The following is a 26720-nucleotide window of genomic DNA, read 5'->3' as shown; positions in this document are numbered from 1 at the left end:
GGGTGCGGCGCCTGTCGGTCTTTCCCAATACCTGACCCCTGCGCGGTGCGAATGCAAGCCCCTTGCGGTCTGCCTCGCACGGGCGGTGCCGGCGGTTTTTCCGGTCAGGCGGGCGCGCACAAAGCATGTCGTCGGGCTTGTCTTTCGCGCAATGATGTTGCGTTACGATTGACCGTTGCGGCCCCCTTCGCTAGCAAGGCGCCAAGCAGGAACCCACGCGCACGGGCGCGCGACCCGACACGGAGGCAGCTATGGCAGAAGCGATCGAACGCGAGGCGATGGAATACGATGTGGTCATCGTGGGCGGCGGGCCCGCGGGCCTGTCGGCGGCGATCCGCCTGAAACAGCTGGAGCCCGACCTGAACGTCGTTCTGCTGGAAAAGGGCTCCGAGGTCGGCGCGCATATCCTGTCCGGCGCCGTGCTGGACTCTTCGGGCCTTGATGCCCTGATTCCCGACTGGAAGGAAAAGGGCGCCCCGATCACCGTTCCGGTGCGCGAGGACAATTTCCTGATGCTGGGCGAGGCCGGGTCGCTGCGCATTCCGAACTGGCCGATGCCGGGACTGATGAACAACCACGGCAACTATATCGTCAGCATGGCGAATGTCTGCCGCTGGATGGCCGCGCAGGCCGAGGAGCTGGGCGTCGAGATTTTCCCCGGCATGTCGTGCAGCGCGCTGGTCTATGGCGACAACGGCGAGGTCAAGGGCGTCATCGCTGGCGAGATGGGGCTGAACGCCGATGGCACCCCCGGCCCGCATTACGAGCCGGGCATGGAGCTGCATGGCAAATATGTCCTGCTGGCCGAAGGCGTGCGCGGCAGCCTGTCCAAGGAAGTGATCGCGAAATACGATCTCTCTGCCGGGAAAGAGCCGCAGAAATTCGGCATCGGCATGAAAGAGATCTGGGAGATCGACCCCGCCAAGCACAAGGAGGGGACCGTCACCCACACGATGGGCTGGCCGCTGGGCAACCGCGCGGGCGGGGGCAGCTTCATCTATCACATTGAAAACAATCAGGTGTATATCGGCTTCGTCGTCCACCTGAACTATGAAAACCCCTATCTCTATCCTTACATGGAGTTCCAGCGCTTCAAGCATCACCCGGTGGTGGCGGAGCTGCTGAAGGGCGGCAAGCGCGTGGCCTATGGCGCCCGCGCGATCACCGAAGGCGGCTGGCAGTCGCTGCCCAAGCTGGTGGCGCCGGGCGTGGCGCTCTTGGGCTGTTCGGCCGGCATGGTCAACGTGCCGCGCATCAAGGGCAACCACAATGCGATGCTTTCGGGCAAGGCAGCGGCCGAAGCCGCCCATGCCGCCATCGCGGCGGGCCGTCAGGGGGATGAACTGTCGAGCTATGAGGCCGACGTGCGCTCGGGCCCGATCGCCAAGGATCTCAAGCCCGTCCGCAACATGAAACCGCTGTGGTCGAAACTGGGTCTGGCGGCGGCGCTGCCGCTGGGCGGGTTCGACATGTGGACCAACAGCCTGTTCGGCCTGTCGCTCTTTGGCACGCTCAAGCACGGCAAGACCGATGCGGCGGCGACCGGCAAGGCGAAGAACTTCAAGCCGATCGACTATCCGAAACCCGATGGCGTGCTGTCGTTCGACCGGCTGACCAACGTGGCCTTCAGCTTTACCAACCACGAGGAAAGCCAGCCTTGCCATCTGCGGCTGAAGGATGGCTCGGTCCCGATCAAGATCAACCTGCCCGAATATGCCGAACCTGCGCAGCGTTATTGCCCGGCCGGCGTCTATGAGGTGATCGGCGAGGGCGCCGAGGCGCGGTTCCAGATCAATTTCCAGAACTGCGTCCACTGCAAGACCTGCGACATCAAGGATCCCAGCCAGAACATCACCTGGACCACGCCCCAAGGTGGTGACGGGCCGAACTATCCGAACATGTGACACCCGCGTGATCGGTGCCGGGGCGCATTGCCTTGGCACCCTTGCGGCCCTAGCTTCGGGGCACCCGACCGGAGAACCGCCTTGCCCCCGATCCGCCGATCCCGCCTAGCCATCGCCCTTGCCGGGGCCCTGATCGCCTTGCTTCCCGTGACGGGCCGTGCCGAGCTGGCCGGCGCTTATCTGGCGGCGCGATCCGCCGACATGGCCTCGGATTTCGCGCCGGCGCGCGATTATCTGCTGCGCGCACTGGCCGAGGACCCGGCCAATCCCGGGATCCTTGACGGGCTGATCACCGCCTATGTCGGGCTGGGCGACATCAAGGGCGCTGTGCCGGTTGCCCGCCGGCTGGGCAGCCTTGGCGTGAAAAGCCAGCTTTCGGCCATGGTGCGGCTGGCCGACATGCTGGCGAACGGCGATTACAAGCAGGCCCTGACCGATCTGGCCGACCCTGAAAACCGGCTGATCAGCCCGCTGGTCGATCCCCTGGTGCGCGGCTGGGCCCAGCTTGGGGCCGGCAGCATGGCGCAGGCGCTGGCCGAATTCGACAAGCTGGCCGAAACTCAGGGGCTTGAGGTGTTCGGCCAATATCACAAGGCGCTTGCCCTTGCGATGGCGGGGGATTTCGAAGGCGCCGACCGGCTGTTTTCGGATGTGCGCAACCCCTTGATGGGGATGCGGCGCGCGGTCTTTGCCCATGCCCAGATCCTCTCGCAGCTTGACCGCGAGGATGCGGCCCGCGCCCGCCTTGACGATGCCTTTGGCGCCGACGGCACCGACCCCGAGCTTGACGCGCTGCGCAAGGCGCTGGACGCCGAGGCCCCGGTGCCCTTCGATACCGTGCGCACTGTCCGCGATGGTCTGGCCGAGGTGTTCTTCCTGCTGGCTTCGGTCTTTCAGGGCGAGGCGCCGGACATTCAGACGCTGGCCCATGCCCGCATGGCCGAATTCCTGCGTCCTGACCATATAGATGCGATCCTGCTGTCGGCCTCGATGCTGGAATCGATGTCGCAGCTGGACCTCGCGATTGCCAATTATGACCGGATCCCGGCTGACAGCCCGGCCCGGCTGGCCGCGGCCAGTGGCAAGGTTCAGGCGCTGTACCGTCTGGGCCTCAAGGACGAGGCGATTGCCGCAGCCGAGGATCTGGCGCGCAGCCATGGCCAGTTCCTGTCCGTCCATGTGGCGCTTGGCGATCTTCTGCGCCGCGAAGAACGCAACACTGACGCCGCCGAGGCCTATGGCCGCGCCATTGCACTGGTCAAGACGCCCGATGCGCGCCACTGGGGGCTGTTCTATGCCCGCGGCATCGCGCGCGAACAGGCCAAGGACTGGGACAAGGCCGAAGCCGATCTGCGCAAGGCCCTGGCCTTGCAGCCCGATCAGCCACAGGTGCTGAACTACCTTGGCTATTCGCTGCTCGATCGCAACGTGAAGATCCCCGAGGCGCTTGGCATGATCGAGCGCGCGGTCGAACAGCGCCCGGACGATGGCTATATCATCGATTCGCTGGCCTGGGGCTATTTCCTGACAGGCCGCTACCCCGAGGCGCTCACGCAGATGGAGCGGGCATCGCTGCTGATGCCGGTCGATCCCATCGTTACCGACCATCTGGGCGATGTCTACTGGGCGGTTGGCCGTCTGAACGAGGCGCGGTTTCAGTGGCATCGCGCGCTGTCCTTCGAGCCGACGGAAAAGGATGCCGCCCGCATCCGCCGCAAGCTGGACATAGGCCTTGATGCCGTGCTGGCCGAGGAAGGACTGCCCGCGCTGTCCGACCGCGGCAAGAAATGACGCTTCAGGTCTTCGCGCCGGCCAAGGTCAACCTGACGCTGCATGTGACCGGACGGCGGGATGATGGCTATCACCTGCTCGACAGCCTGGTTGCCTTTGCCGGCGTCGGAGATGTGCTGACACTGGAACCGGCCGACGATCTGTCACTCCGGATCACCGGCCCCGAAGGCGCTGGCCTGGCGGCCGAGCCCGACAATCTCGTCCTGCGCGCGGCCGCTGCCCTTGAGGCGCCGGGGCAGGGCGCGCGGATCACCCTCGACAAACGCCTGCCGGTTGCTTCGGGCATCGGCGGCGGCTCTGCCGATGCGGCGGCGGCACTGCATGGCCTGTCGCGGCTCTGGTCCTGTCCGCTGCCCGATCCCGCGCGCAGTCTGGCGCTTGGCGCCGATGTGCCGGTCTGCCTGCAGGGCCAGACCTGCCGCATGTCCGGCGTGGGCGACCATCTCGCCCCCGTCCCGCCCTTGCCGCCCGTCTGGGCCGTTCTTGCCAATCCGCGCATCCCGGTGCCCACCCCGGCGGTGTTCTGCGCCCTGACCTCGCGCAGCAATCCCGCGATGCCCGCGGACCTTCCCTGCTGGGCCAATGCGCCGGATCTGGCCCGCTGGCTTGCCGCACAGCGCAACGATCTGGAACCCGCCGCCATCGCCGTCGCCCCGCAGATCGCCATGGTCCTGGACCGCCTCGCCAGCTTGCCAGGCACTCTCCTTGCCCGCATGTCCGGCTCGGGTGCCACCTGCTTTGCGCTCTTCGGCACGCCCGCATCGGCCGAGGTCGCCGCCACCGCCCTGCGCCAGACCCACCCCGACTGGTGGATTGCCGCCGCCCCCCTGGGCGACGCCAACCGCACCACCGTCTGATCTTTCACCTTGCTTCAAATACCCCCGCCGGAGGCATCCGCCACCGGCCATCCCGCGCAAGGTCCGGCACAGGCGCCGCGCCGCGCGACCGCGCGGCGCCCGGCCCAAAGCCCTTGGGCGCGCCCCGCGCGCTCAAGGGGTGCGGGAGCGGCCCCTCAGTGCAGCGCCAGAACTGTCTCCAGCGCAACCTCGCCAAAGCCGTTGAAGCGGGTGTTGGTCGCCAGCGAATAAGCGCCAAGGCCATGGAACAGGACGTAATCCTCTTCGGCAATGTCGACCGGCAGGTCCAGCGCGCCAGGCAGCCGGTCCACCGAATCGCAGGTCGGGCCAAAGACGATGCGCGGGCGCGGCGCGCCGGTGCGGCGGGTGCCGCAAGGCGCCAGAACCTCGGTCCGGTCGATCACGCCGATCACCGGCAGCTCGTCCAGGTTGCCATAGGTGCCGTCGTTCAGGAACACATGCTCGTCGTCGCGCACCGCCTTGACCCGCGCCGCCAGCGTGAAAGATTCCGCCACCATCGCACGCCCCGGCTCGCAGACCAGCGCCGGGCGATCGGCGCCAAAGGCCTTGTCCACCGCCGCACCGATCCCGGCAAAGATCGCACCCAGATCAGGCCGCACACCGTTCAGCCGATGGCTGGGAAAGCCGCCGCCGACATTCAGCCGCGCGATCCGCACCCCGGCCTGCCGGGCGATCCCGGCTGCCGCGTGGATATAGGCGCCCCAGGCCGAGGGATCGCTGCATTGCGTGCCCGGATGAAAGGTCATCGACGGGATGAACCCCGCCGCCGCCACGCGTGCCAGCAACTCTGCCGCCAGCTCCTGCGTTGCCCCGAACTTGGCGCCGAAATTGTAGGCCGCCCCCTCGACCGGCAGCTTGAATCGCACCGCGATCTCGGCGCCCTCTGCCGGCACCATCTCGATCAGCTTGGCCAGCTCTGACCGGCTGTCGACCGCCCAGGATTTCACCCCCAGCGCGACGGCCACGGCAATCTCGGACCGCGCGCGCACCGGGTTGTTGTAATGCATCGCCGCTTCCGGGGCGAGGCGGCGGATCATCAGCATCTCGGCCGGCGAGGCCACGTCAAAGCCGCGCAGACCTGCAGCGGCCAGGTTCGCGATCACCGCCTCGTCGGGGTTCGACTTGACGGCATAGGTCACCATCCCCGGAAAGCCGTCGATGAAGCGGCGGGCGGTGTCTTGCAACACGCCGGGGGCAAAGAACATCACCGGATGTTCCGGCTGCGTGCGGGTCAGATATTCGGCAGGTTTCGACCAGATAGTCTTCGACAGTCCCATCGGCGCATCCTTTCGGGCCAACAGAACGCAGCATCCTTGCCCCGGACAACGGGTTGGGGAAAGCGCGTGAGCGTTTCATCCAACCAGGCCAGGTGCGTATGAGCCGCCCTTTTCCTGAGACTTTCTGGACGCGCATATGAGGCACATCCGGCGCGATGAAAACCTATGAAATGTCGCGCGAGATCGTTATATCGACGAAAACGCCGGTCAAAATGGAAGGTGCGCGATGGATGACATGGACCGAACCATTCTGGGGCTGCTCAGCGCCGATGCGCGCATGTCGGTGGCAACCCTCGCGCGGCGGTTGAAGGTTGCCCGCTCGACCGTTCAGGCCCGGCTGGAGCGGCTGGAGACCACGGGCGTCATCGCCGGCTATACCCTGAAACTGGGCGAGGCCGCCAAGGCCGCCCGCATCCGCGCGACGATCCTTCTGACCATCGAGCCCCGGTCCCAGGCCGGCATCCTGACCCGGTTGAAGACCGTCCCCGAGGTCGAGGTCGCCCATTCCACCTCGGGCCGGTTCGATCTGCTGCTGCAAGTCGCCGCGCCCAGCACCGCCGCGCTGGACGAGGTGCTGGACCGCATCGGCCAGATGAGCGGGGTGAAATCCTCGGAATCGCTGATCCACCTGTCGACCCGGATCGACCGGGCGGTCTAGGGGGAGGGCGTGATTCACCCCGACGCCGCCGGAGAATGGCGGGGCGAACCCCGCCCTACTTCCCCTTGTCCCCTGCGCGCGCTACATAGCGGGGGTTGCCGAGAGGATGCCCGAGATGCCGATGGAAAAGACCTTCAACCCGACCGAAGCCGAAGCGCGGATCTCTGCCCGGTGGGAGGCGGCGAACGCCTTTGCCGCAGGCGTAAACGCCAAGCCGGGGGCCGAGAGCTTTTCCATCGTCATTCCGCCGCCGAACGTCACCGGCAGCCTGCACATGGGGCACGCCTTCAACAACACGCTGCAGGACATCCTGACGCGCTGGCACCGGATGCGCGGGCATGACACGCTGTGGCAGGTGGGCACCGACCATGCCGGCATTGCCACCCAGATGGTGGTGGAACGGGAACTCGCGAAAACCAACCAGCGCCGCACCGATTTCAGCCGCGAGGATTTCACCGCCCTTGTTTGGGACCAGAAGCGCAAGTCGCGCGGCAACATCATCGGCCAGCTGAAACGCCTTGGCGCCAGCTGCGACTGGTCGCGCGAGGCCTTCACCATGTCCGGCGCCCCCGGCGCACCGGCGGGCGAGGAAGGCAATTTCCACGATGCCGTGATCAAGGTCTTCGTGGACATGTACCAGAAGGGCCTGATCTATCGCGGCAAGCGGCTGGTGAACTGGGATCCGCATTTCGAGACGGCTATCTCGGATCTCGAGGTCGAGAACCTCGAGGTTGACGGCCATATGTGGCACTTCAAATACCCGCTCGCGGGCGGTGCGACCTATGAATATGTCGAGAAGGACGCCGAGGGGAACGTGACCCTGCGCGAGACGCGGGATTACATCTCCATCGCGACGACCCGCCCGGAAACCATGCTGGGCGATGGCGCGGTGGCCGTGCACCCCGATGACGAACGCTACAAGCCCATCGTTGGCATGCTGTGCGAAATCCCGGTGGGGCCCAAGGAACACCGCCGGCTGATCCCGATCATCACTGACGACTACCCCGACATGACCTTTGGTTCGGGCGCGGTGAAGATCACCGGGGCGCATGATTTCAACGATTATGGCGTGGCCAAGCGCGGCGCTATTCCCTGCTATCGCCTGATGGACATGCGGGCGCGCATGCGCGCCGACGGTCTGCCCTATGAACAGGCGGCGGCCACCGCGCAGGCGGTCGCACGAGGGGCGCAGACCCTGACCGAGGCGGAAACCGACCTCTTGAACCTGGTCCCTGACCATCTGCGCGGCCTTGACCGCTATGAGGCGCGCGAAAAGGTGGTGGCCGAGATCGTCGCCGAAGGTCTGGCGGTGATGACCCGCGCCGATGACCCGCGCCTTGGCAAGGCAGCGGTCAAGCCGGGTGCCGAAGGCGCCGACGCGCTGGTCCCGCTGATCGAGGCGAAAAAGATCATGCAGCCCTTTGGCGACCGCTCCAAGGTCGTCATCGAGCCGATGCTGACCGACCAGTGGTTCGTGGACGCCGAAAAGATCGTCGGCCCGGCATTGGACGCCGTGCGCTCGGGCCAGGTGAAAATCCTGCCCGAGAGCGGGGAAAAGACCTATTACCACTGGCTGGAAAACATCGAGCCCTGGTGCATTTCGCGCCAGCTGTGGTGGGGCCACCAGATCCCGGTGTGGTATGGCCTCGATATCATGGGCGGCTTCAAGGACGATCAGGGCGACAACGCGCTGGACGAGGTGGAGATTTTCCGCCTGCTGAACGAGGGCGGCTTCAATTCGGCCGAGCCCGTCTATCATTGCGCCGCCACCTTCGATGCCGTGCTCGACAAGTTCCGCGATGCGCTGGCGCCGCTGCCGATGCCCTTGAACCACGCCCGCGTGGTCGAGGTTGCCAGCCGCGCCGAGGCGATGGACATGTTGGCCACCGCGCTGGCCGATTACAACCTGTCGCAAGATCCGACCCATCTGGTCTATCCGGTCTGGCGCGATGCCGATGTGCTGGACACCTGGTTCTCGTCGGGCCTGTGGCCGATCGGCACGTTGGGCTGGCCCGAGAACACCCCGGAAATGCAGCGCTATTTCCCCACCAGCGTGCTGGTGACCGGGGCGGACATCCTGTTCTTCTGGGTCGCCCGCATGATGATGATGCAGCTGGCCGTGGTGGATCAGGTGCCGTTCCACACCGTCTATCTGCATGGCCTGGTGCGCGACGCCAAGGGCAAGAAGATGTCCAAGTCGCTTGGCAACGTGGTGGACCCGCTGGACATCATCGACGAATTCGGCGCCGATGCCCTGCGGTTCACCAATGCCGCCATGGCGTCCCTGGGCGGCGTGCTCAAGATGGACATGCAGCGCATCACCGGCTACCGCAACTTTGGCACCAAGCTGTGGAACGCCACCCGCTTTGCCGAAATGAATGGCGTGTGGGAAGGGCATGCGACCGGCCCCGTGCCGACTGCGCAGGCCACCGTGAACCGCTGGATCATTGGCGAGACCGCCCGCGTGCGCGCCGAGGTCGATGAGGCCATGGCCGCCTTCCGCTTCAACGACGCGGCGGATGCGCTCTACAAATTCGTCTGGGGCAAGGTCTGCGACTGGTATGTCGAATTCGCCAAGCCCCTGCTGGCCGACGAGGGCACAGCAGCCGAGACCCGCGCCACGATGGCCTGGGTGCTGGACCAGTCGATGATCCTGCTGCATCCGATCATGCCCTTCATCACCGAAGAGCTGTGGGCGATCACCGGCACCCGCGCCAATCTTCTGGCGCATCAGGACTGGCCCGCCTATGGCCCCGAGCTGGTCGATGCCGAGGCCGAGCGCGAAATGCGCTGGGTCATCCAGCTGATCGAGGATATCCGCTCGGCCCGCGCCCAGATGGGCGTTCCGGTCGGCCTGCATCTGCCGGTGGTGATGATCTCGCTCGATGATCGTGGCCGCGCCGCCTGGGCCCGCAACGAGACGCTGATCAAGCGCCTTGCCCGTCTGGCCGATATGACCGAAGGCGCGGCGCCCAAGGGCTCTGTCACCATCCCGGCCGAAGGCGGCGCCTTTGCCCTGCCGCTGGCCGGGGTGATCGACGTGGCCGCCGAACAGGCCCGGCTGGAGAAAGCCGCCGCCAAGCTGGAAAAAGAGGCAGGTGGCCTGCGCGGGCGCCTTGCCAACCCCAAGTTCGTCGAAAGCGCCGCCGAAGAGGTGGTGATCGAGGCGCGCGACAACCTCGCCCTGCGCGAGGAAGAGCTCTCGCGCGTCAAGGCGGCATTGGCCCGCCTTGCGGAAATGGGGTGATCCGATGATCCCGGTGCATGGCTTTGCCGGCGCGCGCGTTGGTGTTCTGGGCCTCGGCCGTTCCGGCCTTGCCACCGCGCGGGCGCTGGCGGCCGGGGGGGCAACCCCGGTCGTCTGGGACGACAGCCCCGAAGGCCGCGCGAAAGCCGAGGCCGAGGGGTTCACCCCCGAGGATCTGCGCCGCGACAATGTGCTGACCGGGCTCGCCTGTGTCGTCACCTCGCCCGGCATCCCGCATCTCTACCCGGCGCCGCATCCTGTCCTGTTGCGGGCGATGCAGCTGGGCGTGCCGGTCGACAATGACATCGGCCTCTTCTTCCGCTCGCTCGGGCAACAGGACTGGTCGAATTTCGACACCGCCCCCCGCGTGGTGGCAGTGACTGGCTCGAACGGCAAATCCACCACCACCGCGCTGATCGCCCATATCCTTGCGGAAACGGGGCGCGAGGTGCAGATGGCCGGCAATATCGGCCGCGGCGTGCTGGATATCGACCCGCCCGGCGATGGCGGCATCGTGGTGCTGGAACTGTCCAGCTACCAGACCGACCTTGCCCGCGCGCTGACGCCGGACGTCGCGGTCTTCACCAACCTCTCGCCCGATCACCTTGACCGCCACCACGGCATGGGCGGCTATTTCGCCGCCAAGCGCCGCCTCTTTGCCGAAGGCGGCCCCGACCGCGCCATCGTCGGCGTCGATGAAACCGAAGGCTGGTTCCTGGCCGATCAGCTGGCCATGGGCCCGCAGGACGACCGGGTGATCCGCGTCTCGTCGGGGCAAAAGCTGGAAACCTTTGGCTGGTCGGTCTTTGCCCGCAAGGGCTTCCTGTCGGAATGGCGCAAGGGACGCCAGATCGCCTCGGCCGACCTGCGCGAGATTGCGGGCCTGCCAGGCGCGCACAACCACCAGAACGCCGCCGCCGCCTGGGCCGCCACCCGCGCGCTTGGCCTTGGCCCCCGCGATATCGAGGCCGCGCTGCACAGCTTTGCCGGCCTTCCGCACCGCAGCCAGCTGATCCGCACCCTCAATGGCGTGCGCTTCGTCAACGATTCCAAGGCGACCAACACCGACAGCGCCGCCCAGGCCCTGCGTGCCTTCCCCCGCATCCGCTGGATCGCCGGCGGCATGGGCAAGGATGGCGGCATTGCCAGCCTGCAAGCCGATATGGGCAATGTGCTCAAGGCCTATCTGATCGGCCATTCGGCCCGCGACTTCGCGCTTCAGATCCCCGGCACGGCGCAGGAAATCTGCGAAACCATGGACCGCGCCGTCGCCCGCGCTGCCGCCGAGGCAGAGCCCGGCGATGTCATCCTGCTGGCCCCCGCTGCGGCCAGCTTCGACCAATACCCGAACTTCGAAAAGCGCGGCGAACATTTCGCCGCCCTCGTCGCAGCCCTGCCCGAAGCATAAGGCGCGGTCTGGTCCTTTGCCTTTTTGCAAATACCCCACGGGGGTCCGGGGGTGTGAAACCCCCGGCGCTACCCCCAAGCGCTGCCGTCAGACCAGACGCGCCACCACATAGGCCGCCAGATCCGACAGCATCCCGCGCAATGGATGGTCCGGCAGCGCCTCCAGCGCCGCCCGCGCCCGCGCCGCCCAGTCGTTTGCGGCCGCTCGCGTCGCCTCCAGCGTGCCATGCCGCGCCATCAGCGCCAGCGCCTGGTCCAGATCGCCTTCGCGCTGATCGCGCCTCTCGATCACGCGCTCCCAGAAGGCCCGCTCTTCGGTATCGGCGGCAGCGATCGCCAGAATGACCGGCAGCGTCAGCTTGCCTTCGCGGAAATCGTCGCCGGTGTTCTTGCCGATGGCGCTGGTCCCGCCATAATCCAGCAGATCATCGGCCATCTGGAAGGCGATCCCCAGGGCGTCGCCATAGGCGCGCAGCGCGTCCACCTGCGCGGGCGATCCACCGGCCACCATGCCGCCCACCTCGGTCGCCGCCGAAAACAGCGCCGCCGTCTTGCCGCGGATCACCTGCAGATAGGTCTCGGCCGTCGTTCCCATGTTCTGCGCGGCCGTCAGCTGCAGCACCTCGCCTTCGGCGATCACCGCCGAGGCATTGGCCAGCACGGCCATGATCGCCAGCGAGTCGCATTCCGTCATCAGCTGGAAGCTGCGCGCGAACAGGTAATCCCCCACCAGGACCGAGGATTTGTTGTCCCACAGCAGGTTCGCCGTCGGCCGGCCACGCCGCTTCTCGCTTTCGTCCACCACATCGTCATGCAGCAGCGTGGCCGTGTGGATGAACTCGACCGTCGCGGCCAGCTTGACCGCCTTTTCGCCCTGGCCGCCCAGCAGCCGGGCGGCCGCCAGCGTCAGCATCGGGCGCAACCGCTTGCCGCCTGCCTCGACCAGATGGGCCGTCACTTCGGGAATGCGCGGGGCATGTTCGCTGGCCATGCGGTCGCGGATCAGCGCGTTGACCGCATCCATGTCGTCTGCCAGCGCGGCGGCCAGCCTGTCGTGGGGTTTCGTCGCGTCGCTGTCCACGGTTTCGTGCCCTCTCACCCCGTCTCGACAAGCCGCCGGCCTGCCGCTAACCCTTTTCCCATGAGGGAAATCCTGCGCAGCACTGACCCGACCCGGATCGCCTTTGCCGAGGCGCTGCTGTCGGGCGAGGGTATAACGGCCTTCGTTCTCGACATCCACACGAGCGTGCTGGAGGGGTCCATCGGCATTTTGCCGCGCCGTCTGATGGTTGCGGACCGTGATGCCTTTGTCGCGCGGGCCGTTCTGGCCGACAACGGGCTGGATCCCGCATGAGCCAACCCGCAAGCTTCGCGCCCGAGGATCAGACGCAGGATCTGTTCCTGGGCGGGCGCCTGCGCCTGTCGCAGCCGCGCCATGGCTATCGGGCCGCGACCGATCCGGTCCTGCTGGCCGCTGCCTGTCCGGCCCGCGCGGGCGAGTCGGTGCTGGAACTGGGCTGCGGCGTGGGCGTTGCCTCGTTCTGCCTTGGCGCGCGTGTCACCGGAGTTCGGCTGCACGGGCTGGAGCTGCAACCCGCCTATGCCGAACTGGCGCGGCACAATGCCATGGTCACCGGCATCAGTCTCGAGGTGCATCAGGGCGATCTGCGGCAGATGCCTGCGGGGCTGCGTGGCTCGTTCGATCATGTCATCGCCAATCCGCCCTATTTTGCCCCGCAGGATGGCACCGCTGCCCGCGACAGTGGCCGCGAGACCGCGCAGCGCGAGGATACGCCGCTGGCCGACTGGCTGCTTGCCGCGCGCAAGCGGCTGCATCCGGGCGGCTGGCTGACCATGATCCATCTGGCCGAACGCCTGCCCGACATTCTGTGCGCGATGGAGGGGTTCGGGTCCGTTGCCGTCCTGCCGCTTGCCGCGCGGCCGGGCCGGGCGGCCAGCCGGGTGATCTTGCGGGCGCGCAAGGGGGCGCGCGGCCCGTTCCGCCTGCTGGCGCCGCTGATCATGCACGACGGCCCCGGCCACGATGGCGACCGCGAGAATTATGCCCCCGCGGTGCGTGCCATCTTGCGCGATGGCGCGGCGCTGGCGGCTTTCGGCTAATTCTATGCAGATGACGCTCCCGTGACACCAAGTTCAGGTGACACGACTCACGTTCTGTGATGCACTCGTTACACGGATGTAACCGGAGAGGAGACCGTCATGACCATCGCTTCGCACCTTCAGGAACTGCGCCGCAAGCACGAACATCTCTCGACTCTGGTGGAACAGGAACAGCGCAGCCCTGGGTCGGATGCCCTGAAGATTGCCGAACTGAAACGGCAAAAGATGAAGCTGAAAGAGGAAATCACCCGTCTGGCGGACGCCTGACACTCTTGGACCGCCCATGACGCCGTGGCATGAGGGCACACGGCGCAGCGGCGGGGGCAAACATGTCTGGCACCAGAAACCCGGGGCAGGGGGGCTGCCTTGCCTGAGCTTCTGGTGCCGGTTTCCGCCTTTGTGACGGTCTGGGCCTTTCTGGCGATGAACATCGCCACGCCCGGGCCCAATGTTCTGAACACGATTGCGCTGGCCATCGGATCCGGTCGCAGGGCAGGGTTGGGCTCGGCCCTTGGGGTCGGGCTGGGAATCGGCCTGTGGTGTCTGGGGATGAGCCTTGGAATGGCGGCGCTGATGCAAAGCGTGCCGGGCCTGCGTGCGGCCATGACGCTGCTTGCCTGCGGCCTGCTGGTCTGGTTCGCATCGCGCTATCTTCGGTCGGCGATGGCGGGCTGGGGGCGCGCGAATGGCAGCGTCAACGCCCGGGCAGGCAGCAATCTGCGCGGGGCTTTCCTGCGATCGCTTTCGGTGAACGCGACCAATCCCAAGGCACTGACCACCTGGATCGCCGTGATGGCAATGTTTCCGGTAGGTCGGGCCAGCGGGTGGGACATCGCCCTGCTGTGTGCCGGGGCCTCGGTGCTGTCGTTTTCCATCCATTCTGCCTATGCGCTGGCCTTCTCGACCCCGGCGGCGGTGCGGGTCTGGCTGCGGGCCGCGCCCGTGGTCAATGCGCTGGTCGGGGTGTTCTTTCTGGGATTCGCAGGCCGCCTTGCTGCCGGACTGATGCCCTGACGGGGCCTGCCCGCGCGACAATGCCGCATCGGTTGCGCAGAATCCGTGCCCCCGTGGCGGTTTGCCCGCTGGACGTGCCCCGCCATGCCCGCTAAAAGCCGCCCGAGAGGGGGGTGTCTTGCGCGCCCCCGTCCACGCATATGGCCGGTCTCCCCGGCTGGCAAAGGGAGTTTGGAACGTGTCCCACGCAGAAGATCACGCAGGCACTCGCAGGGATTTCCTGTATTATGCCACCGCCGGGGCCGGGGCGGTCGCCACGGGCGCCGCCGTCTGGCCGCTGGTCAACCAGATGAACCCGTCGGCCGACGTGCAGGCCCTGTCGTCGATCTTCGTCGATGTGTCGGGCGTCGATGTCGGCACCCAGCTGACGGTCAAGTATCTTGGCAAGCCGGTGTTCATCCGCCGCCGCACCAAGGACGAGATCGAGATGGCCCGCGCCGTGCCGCTGGACCAGCTGGTCGACAAGGATGCGCGCAACCCCAACCTGGGCGCCGGCACCCCTGCGACCGATGCGAACCGCGCGCTGGCCGCGCCGGGCGCCGAGGGCGAGGCCGCCGAAGAATGGCTGGTGATGTCGGGCGTGTGCACGCACCTTGGCTGCGTTCCGATTGGCGATGGCGCGGGTGACTTCGGTGGCTGGTTCTGCCCCTGCCACGGGTCGCACTATGACAGCGCCGGCCGTATCCGCCGCGGCCCGGCGCCGGAAAACCTGCATATCCCGGTAGCCGCGTTCGTCGACGCATCCACGATCAAGCTGGGCTGAGGAGCGACCCATGGCTGGAATTCCGCACGACCATTACGAGCCCAAGACCGGCATCGAGAAATGGCTGCACAAGCGCCTGCCCATCGTGGGTCTGGCCTATGACACGCTGATGATCCCCACCCCCAAGAACCTTAACTGGATGTGGGTCTGGGGCATCGTCCTGACCTTCTGCCTTGCGCTGCAGATCATCACCGGCATCGTTCTGGTGATGCACTACACGCCGCATGTCAGCCTGGCCTTCGCCTCGGTCGAGCATATCATGCGCGACGTGAACGGCGGGCACATGATCCGCTACCTGCATGCGAACGGCGCCTCGCTGTTCTTTGTTGCGGTCTACCTGCACATCTTCCGCGGCCTCTACTACGGGTCCTACAAGGCCCCGCGCGAGGTGACCTGGATCATCGGCATGCTGATCTACCTGGCGATGATGGCGACCGCCTTCATGGGCTACGTTCTGCCCTGGGGTCAGATGTCGTTCTGGGGCGCCACGGTGATCACCGGCCTGTTTGGCGCGATCCCGGGCGTGGGTCCGTCGATCCAGGAATGGCTGCTGGGCGGGCCGGCGGTGGACAATGCCACGCTGAACCGCTTCTTCTCGCTGCACTACCTGCTGCCCTTCGTCATTGCGGCGCTGGTCGCGGTGCACATCTGGGCCTTCCACACCACCGGCAACAACAACCCGACCGGGGTTGACGTGCGCCGCACCTCGAAGGCCGAGGCGGAAAAGGACACCGTGCCGTTCTGGCCGTATTACGTGATCAAGGATCTGTTCGCCCTGGGCGTCATCCTGATCGTGTTCTTCGCCATCGTCGGCTTCATGCCCAACTATCTGGGCCACCCCGACAACTACCTCGAGGCGAACCCGCTCTCGACCCCGGCGCATATCGTGCCCGAATGGTACTTCCTGCCGTTCTACGCGATCCTGCGTGCCTTCACCGGCGATGTGTGGGTGGTGCAGCTGGTTCAGTTCGTGACCTTCGGCATCGTCGACGCCAAGTTCTTTGGTGTGCTGGCCATGTTCGGCGCCATCGCCGTGCTGGCGCTGACGCCCTGGCTGGACACCTCGTCGGTGCGGTCGGGCAAGTATCGTCCGATGTTCAAGTGGTGGTTCTGGCTGCTGGCGGTCGACTTCATGGTGCTGATGTGGGTGGGCGCGATGCCGGCCGAAGGGCTCTACACCTGGATCTCGCTGATCGCGGCGACCTACTGGTTCGTCTACTTCCTCGTCATCCTGCCGCTGCTGGGGCTGATCGAAAAGCCGCTGCCGCAACCGGCAACGATCGAGGAAGATTTCAAGTCGCACTACGGCCAGCCCGCAGAGTGAGAGAGGGGCAAGCACAATGATCCGTAAACTCACGCTTTCCGCGCTGGCTGCGCTGTCGCTGTCCGCAGGGTCCGCTCTGGCGGCCGGGGCCGTGGCGCATACCGAGGACTTCTCGTTCAGCTTCGAGGGGCCCTTTGGCAAGTTCGACCAGATGCAGCTGCAACGCGGTCTGAAGATCTACACCGAGGTCTGTTCGGCCTGCCACGGCATGAAGTTCGTGCCGATCCGCACGCTGGCCGACCCCGGCGGCCCCGAGCTGCCGGCCGATCAGGTCCGCGCCTATGCCAAGGAACTGGCCGCGGTCACGCTGCCCGATGGCGAAGAACGTCCGCGCGAGCCGTCGGACCACTTCCCGCCGTCGAGCCTGTCGAACGCGCCGGACCTGTCGCTGATGGCCAAGGCCCGTGCCGGCTTTCACGGCCCCTATGGCCTTGGGATCAACCAGTTCTTCCGCGGCATCGGTGGACCCGAGCATATCGCCTCGATCCTGACCGGCTATACCGGCGAGGAAAAGGAAGAGGCTGGTTCGACCTTCTATGAAAATCACGCCTTCCCGGGTGGCTGGATCGCCATGGCGCCCCCGCTGACCGATGGCGCCGTGGAATTCGACGATGGCCACGCCAACTCGGTTCACCATATGGCGCAGGACGTTGCGGCCTTCCTGATGTGGGCGGCCGAACCCAAGATGATGGCGCGCAAGCAGGCCGGCTTTACCGCCGTGATCTTCCTGAGCGTGCTGTCGGTGCTGCTCTATCTGACCAACAAGCGTCTGTGGGCCGGCATCAAGGGCAAGAAACACGCCTGATCCGGCACCCGTTGCCAGACCCTGAAACCCCGCCCCGCAAGGGCGGGGTTTCGCATTTTGCGCCTTCCGCAACGTAAACAACCGAAAATCGTTGACGCACAGAGAGGTTGCAGGCTCATCATAGGGACAGCATCACGGAGGACTGCACCGGAAAACCGGGCAGGTGGTGCGCGGAACGGACCCGTCAGAGGACCGGCCGCCTATGGGAGAGATATATGGATGTGCTGCAGCTGCTGGTCAGCGGGCTTGCGAACGGCTGTGTCTACGGTCTGGTCGCGCTTGGCTTCGTGCTGATCTACAAGGCGACCGAGGCCGTGAACTTCGCCCAGGGCGATTTCATGATGCTGGGCGCCTTCGTGACCCTTGGGCTTGTGAATCCTGAATATGCCGGGCTGCCGTTCTGGCTGGCGCTGCCCCTGGTGTTCCTGATCATGGGCGCGATCGGCTATCTGATCGACGCCGCGATCTTGCGGGTGGTGTTCGGGCAAAGCCAGACGGCGGTGATCATCCTGACCATCGCGCTGGGGTTCATTCTGCGCTTTGCCGCCGGTGCCATCTGGGGGCACGAGCCGCAATCGCTGCATTCGCCGTTGGCCTTTGGCGATGTCCGCTTTGCCGGGGTGGTGCTGGGCACGGTCGATCTGGCGGTGATCGTGGTCACGCTGATCCTGACGCTGGCTTTGTGGCAGTTCTTCCAGAAAACCAAGGTGGGGCTGGCGATGCAGGCCGCCAGCCAGAACCAGATGGCGGCCTATTACATGGGCATTCCGGTCAAGCGGGTGCAAGGCATGGTCTGGGCGCTGGCCGGGATCGTCGCGGCGATTGCCGGGATCCTCTATGCCTCCAAGGGTGCCTTGGAGCCGAACGCCGGCTTCATCGGCATCAAGGCCTTTGCGGCAGCGGTGATCGGCGGCTTCGGCAGCCTGCCTGGCGCGCTGATGGGCGGGCTGATCGTCGGCATCATCGAACCCTTTGCCGCCCGCTACCTGCCCCCCGGCTATAGCCAGATCGCGCCCTATGCGCTGTTGATTCTGGTTCTGGTGTTCCGCCCGCACGGCCTGTTCAGCCAGGTCCGCACCAAGAAGGTCTGACCGATGCGGTTCCATTTCAAGACGAGTTACGACACCGATATCGACCTCTTTCCCGACTGGTGGAAGCGCGGGCTGTATCTGGCCTTGCTGGCACTGGCGGTGGGGTTGCCGTGGCTCTTGGACGATTTCTTTCTGGGCGAGGCGACGAATGTCCTGATTTGGGCGGTGGCCGGGCTGGGGCTGATGCTGCTGACCGGCCAGACCGGGCAGGTCAGCCTTGGGCATTCCGCCTTCATGGCGCTGGGGTGCTATGCCTGTGTGCTGCTGATGGATGCAGGTCTGCCCTTTGTGCTGGCCTTTCTGCTGGCGGGGGTGATCACCGGCGTTGTCGGCGCGATCATCGCGGTTCCGGCGCTGCGGCTGCATGGGGTGTATCTGGCCATCGCCACGCTGGCGCTGGCGATTCTGGCCGATGACATCATCGTGCTGCTGGCGCCCTGGACCGGCGGGGTGAACGGCATGTATGCCCCCCCGGTCACCATTCTGGGGCTGGAAATCAACCGCTGGGCCAATCCGGCCGCCTGGTACTGGATGGCGCTGGCGGTGGTCGTGCTGGTGACGGCAGCCTATCGCAACATCCTGCGCAGCCCGCTGGGGCGGTCTTTTGCCGCCGTGCGCGACAGCGAGATTTCGGCGCAGGCCATGGGGGTCGATGTGGCGCGCACCAAGACCATCGCCTTTGGCCTGTCGTGCGCCTTCACCGGCCTTGGCGGCGCGCTGATGGGCCTGTTTGCCGAGGTGTTCAACAACGAGACGTTCAACTTTCTGATCGCCATTCAACTGGTGATGATGATCGTTGTCGGCGGGCTTGGCTTCATCCATGGCGCGTTTCTGGGGGCGGTGGTGGTGGCCTTTCTGCCCCAGCTGCTGTCGATCATCACCAGCAGCATCGGCGGCGGCATCGCCATTCCTGGGCTCGAGGCGGCGGTGTTCGGCGGCATCCTGATCCTGTTCATCCTGTTTGAACCGATGGGCCTTTATGGCCGCTGGCTCAAGGTGCGCACCTGGCTGGAGCTGTTCCCCTTTGCCCGCAAGGACATGTTCCGCCGGCAGAAATCCTATCTGAAAACGGAGCGGCTGCGGTGAGTTTGCTGGAAATCCGGGATGCCACCCTGAAGTTCGGCGGGTTGACCGCTGTCAACGCGCTGTCGATGTCGGTGGAAGAAGGGCAGGTCTTTGCGCTGGTCGGGCCGAACGGGGCGGGCAAGTCGACGGCGTTCAACCTGATCTCGCGGTTCTACACGCCCTATTCCGGCTCGATCACCTTTGACGGGCATGATCTGTTGCGCCTTGCGCCGCATCAGGTGCCGGGGCTGGGGATCGCGCGGACCTTTCAGAACATCGAGCTGTTTCATCAGGCGACGGTGTTGCAGAACCTGCTGGTCGGGCGCCACCGGCACCGGCGCACGGGGATGATCGAGAATATCCTGTTCACCCCCCGCGTGCGCGACGAGGAACGCGCCCACCGCGAGGCGGTGGAAGAGGTAATCGATTTTCTCGACCTGCAACCCTATCGCGATCAGCGCATTGCTGGCCTGCCTTATGGCGTGCGCAAGGTGGTGGAACTGGGCCGCGCGCTGGCCAGCAAGCCGCGGCTGTTGCTGCTGGACGAGCCTGCCAGCGGGCTGTCGGTCGAGGAAACCCAGAACATGCGCTGGTGGATCGACGACATTCGCCGGCAGATGGGCATTACCGTGCTGATGGTCGAACATGACATGGGCCTGGTCGCCAAGGTCTGCGACCGGGTGCTGGCGCTGGATGGTGGAAAGAAGATCGCCGAGGGCACCCCGGCCGAAGTTCAAAGCCACCCCGAGGTGATTGCCGCCTATCTGGGCACAGGTGCGATTTCGAAAACCGCCGATGCCAAGGGGGCCCGGAAATGACCGCCCCGTTGTTGGAAATTCGCAACCTTGAAACCTTTTACGGTCCCATCATGGCGCTGCGCGGCGTGTCCTTGCAGGTGCATCAGGGCAGGGTCGTCACCGTGCTGGGCGCCAATGGCGCGGGCAAGACGACGCTGCTCAAGACCATTTCCGGCATCATGGACCCGGAAAAGGGCGAGATCCTGTTTCAGGGTCAGAACGTTGCCGGGTGGGAGCCGCACCGCATCGTGCGCGCCGGGATCGTCCATGTTCCCGAAGGGCGCGAGGTGTTTCCCCTGCTGACGGTCGAGGAAAATCTGGCCCTTGGCGCCTATACCCGCAGCGACAAGGCGGAAATCGCCCGCGACCGGCAGATGGTGTTCGACTATTTCCCCATTCTGGCCGAACGCCGCGCGCAAGAGGCAGGCACGCTTTCGGGCGGGCAGCAGCAGATGCTGGCCATCGGCCGGGGCCTGATGCTGCGCCCGCGCCTGATGCTGCTGGACGAGCCCAGCCTTGGCCTGTCGCCCCTGCTGACGCAGGAGATTTTCGCCATCCTCAAGCGGCTGAACAAGGATGAAGGCGTGACCATGATGGTGGTGGAACAGAACGCTGCCGTGGCGCTGGATCTGGCCGATGATGGCTATGTGCTGGAACTGGGCCGCATCGTGATGAACGGCACCGCCGACCGGCTGGCCGCGTCCGAGGATATTCAAAGCTTCTATCTGGGCCACGCCAACGAAGGCGCCCGGGGCGAGCGGCGCTGGAAGCGGCGCAAGACCTGGAGGTGATGCCATGACCCGCCATGCCAAGATCCCCCAGATGGAAACCGTCAAGGGCGTTGCGATCAATGTCGACGCCAGCCAGCGGCCCTTGCTGGTCGATGGCTGCGACACGATTTCCGCCCTGTTCCGGCTGCGCGCCGAGACCGAGCCAAACCGCATTGCCCACCGGGAAAAGACGCTGGGCATCTGGCGCGAGTTTACCTGGGGCGATTACTGGACCCATGCGAAATGGATCGGCCTTGGCCTGCGCCGCCTTGGTCTGCAGCGCGGCGAGGTCGTGCAGATCCTGTCCGAGGATCGCAAGGAATGGCTGTATGTCGATCAGGGCGTCCAAGGGGTGGGGGGGATATCCTCGGGCATCTACACGACCGACTCGTCCTCTCAGGTCGCCTATATCCTGGCCGACAGCCGCTGCCGGTTCCTGATCGTCGAGAACGAGGAGCAGCTGGACAAGTTCCTGGACATTCCCGACGGCGCACCGGGGGTGGACAAGGTCATCATCCTGGAAGACGAGGGCCTGCACGATCTGAAGGGGGAGCGGTTCCTGTTCCTGCCCGAGCTTTACGAGCTGGGCAAGCTGGAAGAGGCCGAACACCCCGGCGCCTTCGAGGCCGAGATCGAACGGGCGCAGCCGCAGGATGTGGCGCTGCTGATCTATACCTCGGGCACCACCGGCGCGCCCAAGGGCGCCATGCTGACCCATGAAAACATCCTGCATTCCATTCAGGCCGGCCTGCGCAATCTGGCGGTGCGCCCCGAGGCAGAGCAGCTCTGCTTTTTGCCGCTGTGCCATATCTTCGAACGCAACAACTCGGCCTATTTCCCGATTGCCGCGCGGTCGGTGGTGAATTTTGCCGAAAGCCCCGAGACGGTGTTCGATAACCTGCGGGAAGTCAGCCCGGATGTCTTTGCCGCAGTCCCCCGTGTGTGGGAAAAGGTCTATTCGCGCGTGCTGATCATGGCGCAAGAGGCCACCTGGATCGGCCGTCTGGCCTATGGTCTGGCGATGAAGGTCGGCATGGCGCGGGCGGCGGCGGACAGCGCGGGCAAGCCGCTGGGCCTGCTCATGCGGCTGGGGGTTGCGCTGGCCGATCTGCTGGTCTTTCGCAACCTGCGCCAGCTTCTGGGCATGAACCGGCTGAAACAGGGCATCTCTGGCGCTGCCCCGATCAGCCCGGCTTTGCTGACCTGGTTCCGCGCCATCGGCGTTCCGGTGTTCGAAGGCTATGGCATGACCGAAAACGCCGCCACCTGCACCGTCAACCGCCCCGGCGCCGACCGGCTGGGATCGGTCGGGCAGGCGATGCCGGGCGTCAAGCTGCGCATCGCCGATGATGGCGAGATCCAGTGCATGGCGATGGCGAATTTCAGGGGCTACTGGAACCTGCCTGAAAAGACCGCCGAGACCTGTACCGCCGATGGCTGGCTGCGCACCGGCGACATCGGCCGCATCGACGAGGACGGGTTTCTTTATATCACCGGGCGGCTCAAGGACATCATCATCACTGCGGGCGGCAAGAACATCACCCCGGCGGAAATCGAAAGCCGGCTGAAGTTCAGCCACTATATCTCGGATGCCGTCATCATTGGCGACCGGCGCAAGTTCCTGACCGCGCTGGTAATGATCGACCAGGAAAACGTCGAGAAATTCGCCCAGACCGCCCGCGTGCCGTTTTCCGACTTTGCCTCGCTGACCCGGGCGCCGGAAGTCCAGGAGTTGATCCGGGCCGAGATCGACCAGGTCAACCGCGAATTCGCGCGGGTCGAGCAGATCAAGGATTTCCGGCTGATCGACGTGCTGCTGACCGCCGAGGACGAGGAACTGACCGCCACGATGAAACTGAAACGCAGCTTCGTCGAGAAGAAGCACAAGGGACTGATCGACGACATGTATCGGTAACCCCCGGAGGAGGGGGCAAAGGGAGGACGCAATGAAAGGCACGATGAAAGCATTGGCCGCAGGCGCGCTGGCGCTGGGTCTGGCACAGGGGGCGCTGGCCGAAACGCAAGGGGTGTCGGACAAGGAAGTCGTGATCGGATCGGTGAACGATCTGTCGGGGATCTTCGCCGCCATCGGCGTTCCGGCGATGAACGGCGCCTCGCTGCGGTTCGAACAGGCCAATGCGGCGGGCGGCGTGCATGGACGCCAGATCAAGTTCGTCGTCGAGGATCATGGCTATCAGCTGCCCAAGGCGACGCAGGCCTATAACAAGCTGGTCAACCGCGACAAGGTTTTCGCGATGATCATGTCGCTGGGCACGCCGCACAACCTGGCCGGCTTCAAGATCATGGACCCCAAGGGCGTGTTCAACATCAACCCGCTGACCGCCGCGCGCGAGATGTTGCCTGCCGAAGGGGCAGAGAACAAGTTCATCGCCTTTTCCAGCTATTACGACCAGACCGTCGCCGGGATGCGCTATCTGAACAAGGAGTTCGGGCTGACCAAGGTCTGCACCATGTATCTGCCGACCGATTTCGGCATGGAAATCTCGTCCGCCTCCAAGGAAAAGGCGGCCGAGCTGGGTATGGAGTTCGTCTCGGAAACCACGCACAAGCCCGATGAGCAGGATTTCGTCGGTGCGGTGCAGAAGCTGCGCGCCGACGGGTGCCAGGTGGTGACCATGGCGCTTGGCGTGCGGGCCGGGATCACCGTGGTCGGCACGGCGAAACAGCTGGGCTGGACCGACGTCAAGTTCCTGGCCACCTCGGCCGGCTTCCTCGAGGCAGTGGCCGCGGTGCCGGGCGGCGTGACCGACGGGCTTTATGCGGCCGCTGGCTGGGTGGATCTGCAGGCGCGCAAGAACGATCCGGTGCCGGCAAAGTTCATCGCGGATTACACGGCCAAGTATAACCAGCCCGCCACCGGCTTTGCCATGCTGGGCTATGACACGGCCGATATCGTCATCCGCGCGCTGGAAGCCGCGGGGCCGGGTCTGACAGCCGACAGCTTCAAGAAGGCCATGGAATCGCTCGACTTCAAGGACGAGCTGACCGACATGCACATCAAATACACGCCCGAGAACCATCAGGGCGCGAACGAGGTGACGATTTCGGTGGTCAAGGACGGCATCTGGAACCTGATCGCCCGCGAAGGTGGCGCCTCCAACTAGGGCAGGGCCCTCTGGACCCGGTGGGGCAGACAGGCTAAGGCCGGTCTGCCCTTTTCGTCTTGATCAAATTTCCCAAGGGGTCGCCGGCCGGTGCGCCACCGGTGCAAGAACCAGCCGGCGCCGGGGCGGCCCCCCGCTGCCACACAGGGACGCCAGGAGCGACCAATGACCGCCTCGACTGATCGCATCCTGCCAGGCGTTGCGCTGATGCTGGGCTTTTGCCTGTTCGCCCCGCTGATCGACGTATCCTCGAAACTCGCGACCCAGACGGTGCCTGTGGGGCAGGTGACGCTGGCGCGATTCATCGTGCAGTCCGTCCTGATGTTGCCCATCCTTCTGCTGCTGGGGCAGGGGATGCGGATGACCGCGCGGGCGTTTCGCCTGACGCTCTGGCGGGCGCTGGCCTCGATTGCGGCGACGTTCACCTTTGTCTGGGCTGTCAGCCACATGCCTATCGCCGATGCGCTGGCCATCGCCTTTGTCGAGCCGTTCATCCTGCTGATCTTCGGCAAGCTGATGTTCAACGACGAGGTGGGGCCGCGCCGCATTGCCGCTTCGGGCGTGGGGTTCATCGGCGCGTTGATGGTCATTCAGCCCAGCTTTGCCACCTTTGGCTGGGTTGCCCTGTTGCCGGTTGGCACGGCCTTTGCCTTTGCCGCCTATATGCTGATCACGCGCGAAGCCTCGCGCCACATGACGCCCGAGGCGATGCAGTTCCACACGGCCTGGGTTGCGGCCGGCATCTGTCTGCCGATGGTCGCGCTGGCCGAAGGGTCGGGCATCGCGACGCTGGATCCGGTCATGCCGCAGGGACTGGCGTGGGGCTGGCTGCTGGGGGTGGGGGTCGCGGCAACGGTCAGCCACATGTTCATGACCTATGCGCTGAAGCTGGCGCCTTCGGCCACGCTGGCGCCGCTGCACTATCTGGAGATCGTTTCTGCCGCGACGCTGGCCTATCTGGTGTTCGGCGATTTCCCGAATGCCTGGACCTGGACGGGAATCGGCGTGATCGTTGCCTCGGGCCTTTACATCATTCACCGAGAGAGGGTGACGGCAGCCCAAGCCCGCGCAATACGGCGGCAAGCCGGCTCCGCGGCAGGATGACCAGCATGCGCGGCGCATCGAAGGTCAGCCGCACCTCGGGGGTGGCCACTTCGTTCGATGTGCCGATCCGGGCGTCCGGGGCAAAGCGCAAGCCCTTGATCGGCCAGCGCAAACCCGCGCTGATCCCCTGAACCGGGCCTAGCGGGAACAGCGACAGCCGGCTGCGCACCGGCAGGGTCAGGCGCAATTCGGGCGGGGCCAGAAAGGCCAGATCATGGCCCGACAGGATCAGGCAGCGCCGGTGCGGATGGCGGGCCAGCGCGTTCAGCACCGACAGGCCATGGTCGATTCGCGCACCGGAAAAGCCCAGACCCAGCACAAAGGGCGCCGCCACGCTGCGCAGCGCCTTGTCGAAATCCGTGGTCTCCTGTTCCTCGATATGGTGCAGCCGGTCTGCCAGCCGCGCGCGCGCCGGGGCCGAGATCGAATCAAGGTCTCCGACCACCGCCTCGGGCAGATGGCCCAGGCGCAGCACCCGGTCGGCCCCGCCATCGGCTGCGACCAGACGGGGCGCATGGGCCAGCGCCAGCGCCATCTGCGCCTGGGTGACGGGGGCCCCGCCAACCAGCGTTACACCATGATCTGACTCGACAATCGTGTGTTCCATGCCGAGACTTCTTCCAATTAAGGCAAAAGAAGGCAACCGGGGCCACGATCAATCCTTCAATTTGCCTTTGTCGGTTCATGGAATCGGACCAATAGGTGGCGAAGTTGAGCAGCGAAAGTTGTGCAGAGGGTAGAAGACCATGGTATCGCAGAACCGGATCCTGACCGTTTCCTACGGCACCTTTTCCTGCACACTGGAAGGATTTGACGATCCCTTCGGCACGATGAAGGCGATTGCCGAATATTTCCGGGATCTGGCGGCCGAGGACCGGTATTTCGGCGCCGAACCGCCGCAGCCTGATGCGGCGATGCTGCACAAGATTGCCGAGCGCGAGATTCAGCGCCGGGTCGAAGCCAAGATCGAAGAGAACGGGGTGATTCTGCGCGCAGGCGATGCGGTTGCGGCGCCGACGCTGGCCCCTGCTGCGGCACCCGTCGCTGCGGCGGCCCCCGAGCCCGTGCAAGACCAGGCGCCCGCGCCGCAGGCCGAACCCGAGGTCATCCAGCCGGTCGCCGAATCGCCTGCACCGCGCCTGCGCGCTGTCGACGATAGCGTTGCCGCCAAGCTGGCCCGCATCCGCGCCGCTGTCAGCCGCTCGCGCGATGCCGCCTTCGCGGACGAGATCGAGGACGCCGAAGAGGCCGCGGACGATGTCTTTGCCCTGGCCGCCGAGGAAATCGTCGAGGCCGCGCCCGAAATCTTGTCGGCGGCCGAGCCGGCAGACGACATGCCGGACGACGTGATCGAAGCGGACGATATGGCGCTCATGCTGTCCTCGATCGTCGATGGTCAGCCCGACGCGCCTTCCGTGCAATCGCCGGCCGCGATGGTCGACGAGTGGGCGCCGGAATTCGACGCCGATCTGGCACTTGACCAGGATGCGCTGACCGAGACCCTTTCCGAAGCCGAAGCCGAAGCCGAAGCCGAAGCCGAAGCCGAAGCCGAAGCCGAAGCCGAAGCCGAAGCCGAAGC

General features: G+C 65.6%; 23 protein-coding genes and 1 pseudogene. 21 read left to right on the top strand and 3 right to left on the bottom strand.

Annotated elements, in window-relative coordinates; genetic code table 11:
* Window positions 1–251: 251 nt before the first annotated feature.
* The 3 genes from G481_RS0110805 to G481_RS0110795 all read left to right on the top strand — a co-directional run bounded on the left by G481_RS0110805 (window position 252) and on the right by G481_RS0110795 (window position 4552).
* Window positions 252–1904, top strand: coding sequence for an electron transfer flavoprotein-ubiquinone oxidoreductase (locus G481_RS0110805; RefSeq protein ID WP_028030040.1), 1653 nt, complete (start codon window positions 252–254; stop codon window positions 1902–1904).
* A gap of 81 nt (window positions 1905–1985) precedes the next feature.
* Window positions 1986–3695, top strand: a complete 1710-nt coding sequence (locus G481_RS0110800; RefSeq protein ID WP_245594956.1) for a tetratricopeptide repeat protein — start codon at window positions 1986–1988, stop codon at window positions 3693–3695.
* Window positions 3692–4552, top strand: coding sequence for a 4-(cytidine 5'-diphospho)-2-C-methyl-D-erythritol kinase (locus tag G481_RS0110795; RefSeq protein ID WP_028030038.1), 861 nt, complete (start codon window positions 3692–3694; stop codon window positions 4550–4552). The genes G481_RS0110800 and G481_RS0110795 overlap by 4 nt, the downstream gene beginning before the upstream one ends.
* Before the next feature lie 155 nt (window positions 4553–4707).
* On the opposite strand, the gene G481_RS0110790 is transcribed toward G481_RS0110795, so the two are convergent.
* Complete coding sequence (locus tag G481_RS0110790) at window positions 4708–5850, bottom strand: type III PLP-dependent enzyme (protein WP_028030037.1); 1143 nt, start codon at window positions 5848–5850, stop codon at window positions 4708–4710.
* A gap of 226 nt (window positions 5851–6076) precedes the next feature.
* On the opposite strand from G481_RS0110790, the gene G481_RS0110785 reads away from it, so the two are divergent.
* From G481_RS0110785 to murD, 3 genes are all read left to right on the top strand, one after another.
* Entirely contained in the window at window positions 6077–6508 is a 432-nt protein-coding gene (locus G481_RS0110785) for an Lrp/AsnC family transcriptional regulator (protein WP_028030036.1), read from the top strand.
* Window positions 6509–6623: 115 nt separating this feature from the next.
* Complete coding sequence (locus G481_RS0110780) at window positions 6624–9755, top strand: valine--tRNA ligase (protein ID WP_028030035.1); 3132 nt, start codon at window positions 6624–6626, stop codon at window positions 9753–9755.
* Window positions 9756–9759: 4 nt separating this feature from the next.
* Window positions 9760–11163, top strand: coding sequence for a UDP-N-acetylmuramoyl-L-alanine--D-glutamate ligase (gene murD, locus G481_RS0110775; protein ID WP_028030034.1), 1404 nt, complete (start codon window positions 9760–9762; stop codon window positions 11161–11163).
* 87 nt (window positions 11164–11250) lie between these two features.
* On the opposite strand, the gene G481_RS0110770 is transcribed toward murD, so the two are convergent.
* Window positions 11251–12186 (bottom strand): polyprenyl synthetase family protein, encoded by a 936-nt coding sequence (locus G481_RS0110770; protein ID WP_084450858.1) that lies wholly within the window; start codon window positions 12184–12186, stop codon window positions 11251–11253.
* Between the two features lie 117 nt (window positions 12187–12303).
* Between G481_RS0110770 and G481_RS0110765 the strand changes: the two genes are divergently transcribed.
* The 14 genes from G481_RS0110765 to G481_RS0110700 all read left to right on the top strand — a co-directional run bounded on the left by G481_RS0110765 (window position 12304) and on the right by G481_RS0110700 (window position 25141).
* Entirely contained in the window at window positions 12304–12516 is a 213-nt protein-coding gene (locus G481_RS0110765) for a putative signal transducing protein (protein ID WP_028030032.1), read from the top strand.
* Window positions 12513–13283 carry a tRNA1(Val) (adenine(37)-N6)-methyltransferase gene (locus G481_RS0110760; protein WP_028030031.1) on the top strand — a complete coding sequence of 257 codons (771 nt, stop codon included), beginning with the start codon at window positions 12513–12515 and terminating at the stop codon, window positions 13281–13283. The genes G481_RS0110765 and G481_RS0110760 overlap by 4 nt, the downstream gene beginning before the upstream one ends.
* A 99-nt stretch (window positions 13284–13382) precedes the next feature.
* Complete coding sequence (locus G481_RS25430) at window positions 13383–13550, top strand: YdcH family protein (RefSeq protein WP_084450844.1); 168 nt, start codon at window positions 13383–13385, stop codon at window positions 13548–13550.
* Window positions 13551–13649: 99 nt separating this feature from the next.
* The gene (locus G481_RS0110750; protein WP_028030030.1) at window positions 13650–14297 is read left to right on the top strand and encodes a LysE family translocator; all 648 of its coding nucleotides are present in this window, start codon (window positions 13650–13652) and stop codon (window positions 14295–14297) included.
* A gap of 178 nt (window positions 14298–14475) precedes the next feature.
* Window positions 14476–15060, top strand: a complete 585-nt coding sequence (gene petA / locus G481_RS0110745; protein WP_028030029.1) for a ubiquinol-cytochrome c reductase iron-sulfur subunit — start codon at window positions 14476–14478, stop codon at window positions 15058–15060.
* A 10-nt stretch (window positions 15061–15070) separates the two neighbouring features.
* Window positions 15071–16384, top strand: coding sequence for a cytochrome b (gene petB / locus G481_RS0110740; protein WP_028030028.1), 1314 nt, complete (start codon window positions 15071–15073; stop codon window positions 16382–16384).
* A 16-nt stretch (window positions 16385–16400) separates the two neighbouring features.
* Window positions 16401–17189, top strand: a complete 789-nt coding sequence (locus G481_RS0110735; protein ID WP_028030027.1) for a cytochrome c1 — start codon at window positions 16401–16403, stop codon at window positions 17187–17189.
* Between the two features lie 215 nt (window positions 17190–17404).
* Window positions 17405–18280, top strand: coding sequence for a branched-chain amino acid ABC transporter permease (locus G481_RS0110730; protein WP_028030026.1), 876 nt, complete (start codon window positions 17405–17407; stop codon window positions 18278–18280).
* Window positions 18281–18283: 3 nt separating this feature from the next.
* Complete coding sequence (locus G481_RS0110725) at window positions 18284–19366, top strand: branched-chain amino acid ABC transporter permease (RefSeq protein ID WP_028030025.1); 1083 nt, start codon at window positions 18284–18286, stop codon at window positions 19364–19366.
* Window positions 19363–20163 (top strand): ABC transporter ATP-binding protein, encoded by an 801-nt coding sequence (locus G481_RS0110720; protein WP_028030024.1) that lies wholly within the window; start codon window positions 19363–19365, stop codon window positions 20161–20163. Before G481_RS0110725 ends, G481_RS0110720 begins: the two co-directional genes overlap by 4 nt.
* Window positions 20160–20933: an ABC transporter ATP-binding protein gene (locus G481_RS0110715; RefSeq protein ID WP_028030023.1), complete on the top strand. Its 774-nt coding sequence runs from the start codon at window positions 20160–20162 to the stop codon at window positions 20931–20933. The genes G481_RS0110720 and G481_RS0110715 overlap by 4 nt, the downstream gene beginning before the upstream one ends.
* Before the next feature lie 4 nt (window positions 20934–20937).
* Window positions 20938–22827 carry an AMP-dependent synthetase/ligase gene (locus tag G481_RS0110710; protein ID WP_245594955.1) on the top strand — a complete coding sequence of 630 codons (1890 nt, stop codon included), beginning with the start codon at window positions 20938–20940 and terminating at the stop codon, window positions 22825–22827.
* A gap of 31 nt (window positions 22828–22858) precedes the next feature.
* Window positions 22859–24037 (top strand): ABC transporter substrate-binding protein, encoded by a 1179-nt coding sequence (locus G481_RS0110705; protein WP_028030021.1) that lies wholly within the window; start codon window positions 22859–22861, stop codon window positions 24035–24037.
* A 165-nt stretch (window positions 24038–24202) separates the two neighbouring features.
* On the top strand, window positions 24203–25141 hold the full coding sequence (locus G481_RS0110700) for a DMT family transporter (RefSeq protein ID WP_028030020.1): 939 nt from the start codon (window positions 24203–24205) through the stop codon (window positions 25139–25141).
* Here the strand turns inward: G481_RS0110700 and G481_RS0110695 are convergent.
* Window positions 25068–25748 carry a thiamine diphosphokinase gene (locus G481_RS0110695; RefSeq protein WP_028030019.1) on the bottom strand — a complete coding sequence of 227 codons (681 nt, stop codon included), beginning with the start codon at window positions 25746–25748 and terminating at the stop codon, window positions 25068–25070. The two genes, G481_RS0110700 and G481_RS0110695, sit on opposite strands and share 74 nt — an antisense overlap.
* Before the next feature lie 139 nt (window positions 25749–25887).
* Here G481_RS0110695 and G481_RS26975 point away from each other — a divergent pair.
* Window positions 25888–26720: pseudogene (locus G481_RS26975) on the top strand (hypothetical protein); the annotation flags it as partial.

Origin of the sequence: Gemmobacter nectariphilus DSM 15620, from assembly GCF_000429765.1 — a bacterium.
Classification (GTDB): domain Bacteria; phylum Pseudomonadota; class Alphaproteobacteria; order Rhodobacterales; family Rhodobacteraceae; genus Wagnerdoeblera; species Wagnerdoeblera nectariphila.
The sequence above is the reverse complement of the archived record's forward strand: the minus strand, read 5'-3'. Positions and strand labels throughout refer to the sequence as shown.

Excerpts from the sequence above, each read along its gene's own strand:
- G481_RS0110805 (WP_028030040.1), top strand. The coding sequence starts at position 252 with ATGGCAGAAGCGATCGAACGCGAGGCGATGGAATACGATGTGGTCATC.
- G481_RS0110795 (WP_028030038.1), top strand. The coding sequence starts at position 3,692 with ATGACGCTTCAGGTCTTCGCGCCGGCCAAGGTCAACCTGACGCTGCAT.
- G481_RS0110790 (WP_028030037.1), bottom strand. The coding sequence starts at position 5,850 with ATGGGACTGTCGAAGACTATCTGGTCGAAACCTGCCGAATATCTGACC.
- G481_RS0110785 (WP_028030036.1), top strand. The coding sequence starts at position 6,077 with ATGGATGACATGGACCGAACCATTCTGGGGCTGCTCAGCGCCGATGCG.
- G481_RS0110780 (WP_028030035.1), top strand. The coding sequence starts at position 6,624 with ATGCCGATGGAAAAGACCTTCAACCCGACCGAAGCCGAAGCGCGGATC.
- murD (WP_028030034.1), top strand. The coding sequence starts at position 9,760 with ATGATCCCGGTGCATGGCTTTGCCGGCGCGCGCGTTGGTGTTCTGGGC.
- G481_RS0110770 (WP_084450858.1), bottom strand. The coding sequence starts at position 12,186 with ATGGATGCGGTCAACGCGCTGATCCGCGACCGCATGGCCAGCGAACAT.
- G481_RS0110765 (WP_028030032.1), top strand. The coding sequence starts at position 12,304 with ATGAGGGAAATCCTGCGCAGCACTGACCCGACCCGGATCGCCTTTGCC.
- G481_RS0110760 (WP_028030031.1), top strand. The coding sequence starts at position 12,513 with ATGAGCCAACCCGCAAGCTTCGCGCCCGAGGATCAGACGCAGGATCTG.
- G481_RS25430 (WP_084450844.1), top strand. The coding sequence starts at position 13,383 with ATGACCATCGCTTCGCACCTTCAGGAACTGCGCCGCAAGCACGAACAT.
- petB (WP_028030028.1), top strand. The coding sequence starts at position 15,071 with ATGGCTGGAATTCCGCACGACCATTACGAGCCCAAGACCGGCATCGAG.
- G481_RS0110735 (WP_028030027.1), top strand. The coding sequence starts at position 16,401 with ATGATCCGTAAACTCACGCTTTCCGCGCTGGCTGCGCTGTCGCTGTCC.
- G481_RS0110730 (WP_028030026.1), top strand. The coding sequence starts at position 17,405 with ATGGATGTGCTGCAGCTGCTGGTCAGCGGGCTTGCGAACGGCTGTGTC.
- G481_RS0110725 (WP_028030025.1), top strand. The coding sequence starts at position 18,284 with ATGCGGTTCCATTTCAAGACGAGTTACGACACCGATATCGACCTCTTT.
- G481_RS0110715 (WP_028030023.1), top strand. The coding sequence starts at position 20,160 with ATGACCGCCCCGTTGTTGGAAATTCGCAACCTTGAAACCTTTTACGGT.
- G481_RS0110710 (WP_245594955.1), top strand. The coding sequence starts at position 20,938 with ATGACCCGCCATGCCAAGATCCCCCAGATGGAAACCGTCAAGGGCGTT.
- G481_RS0110705 (WP_028030021.1), top strand. The coding sequence starts at position 22,859 with ATGAAAGGCACGATGAAAGCATTGGCCGCAGGCGCGCTGGCGCTGGGT.
- G481_RS0110700 (WP_028030020.1), top strand. The coding sequence starts at position 24,203 with ATGACCGCCTCGACTGATCGCATCCTGCCAGGCGTTGCGCTGATGCTG.
- G481_RS0110695 (WP_028030019.1), bottom strand. The coding sequence starts at position 25,748 with ATGGAACACACGATTGTCGAGTCAGATCATGGTGTAACGCTGGTTGGC.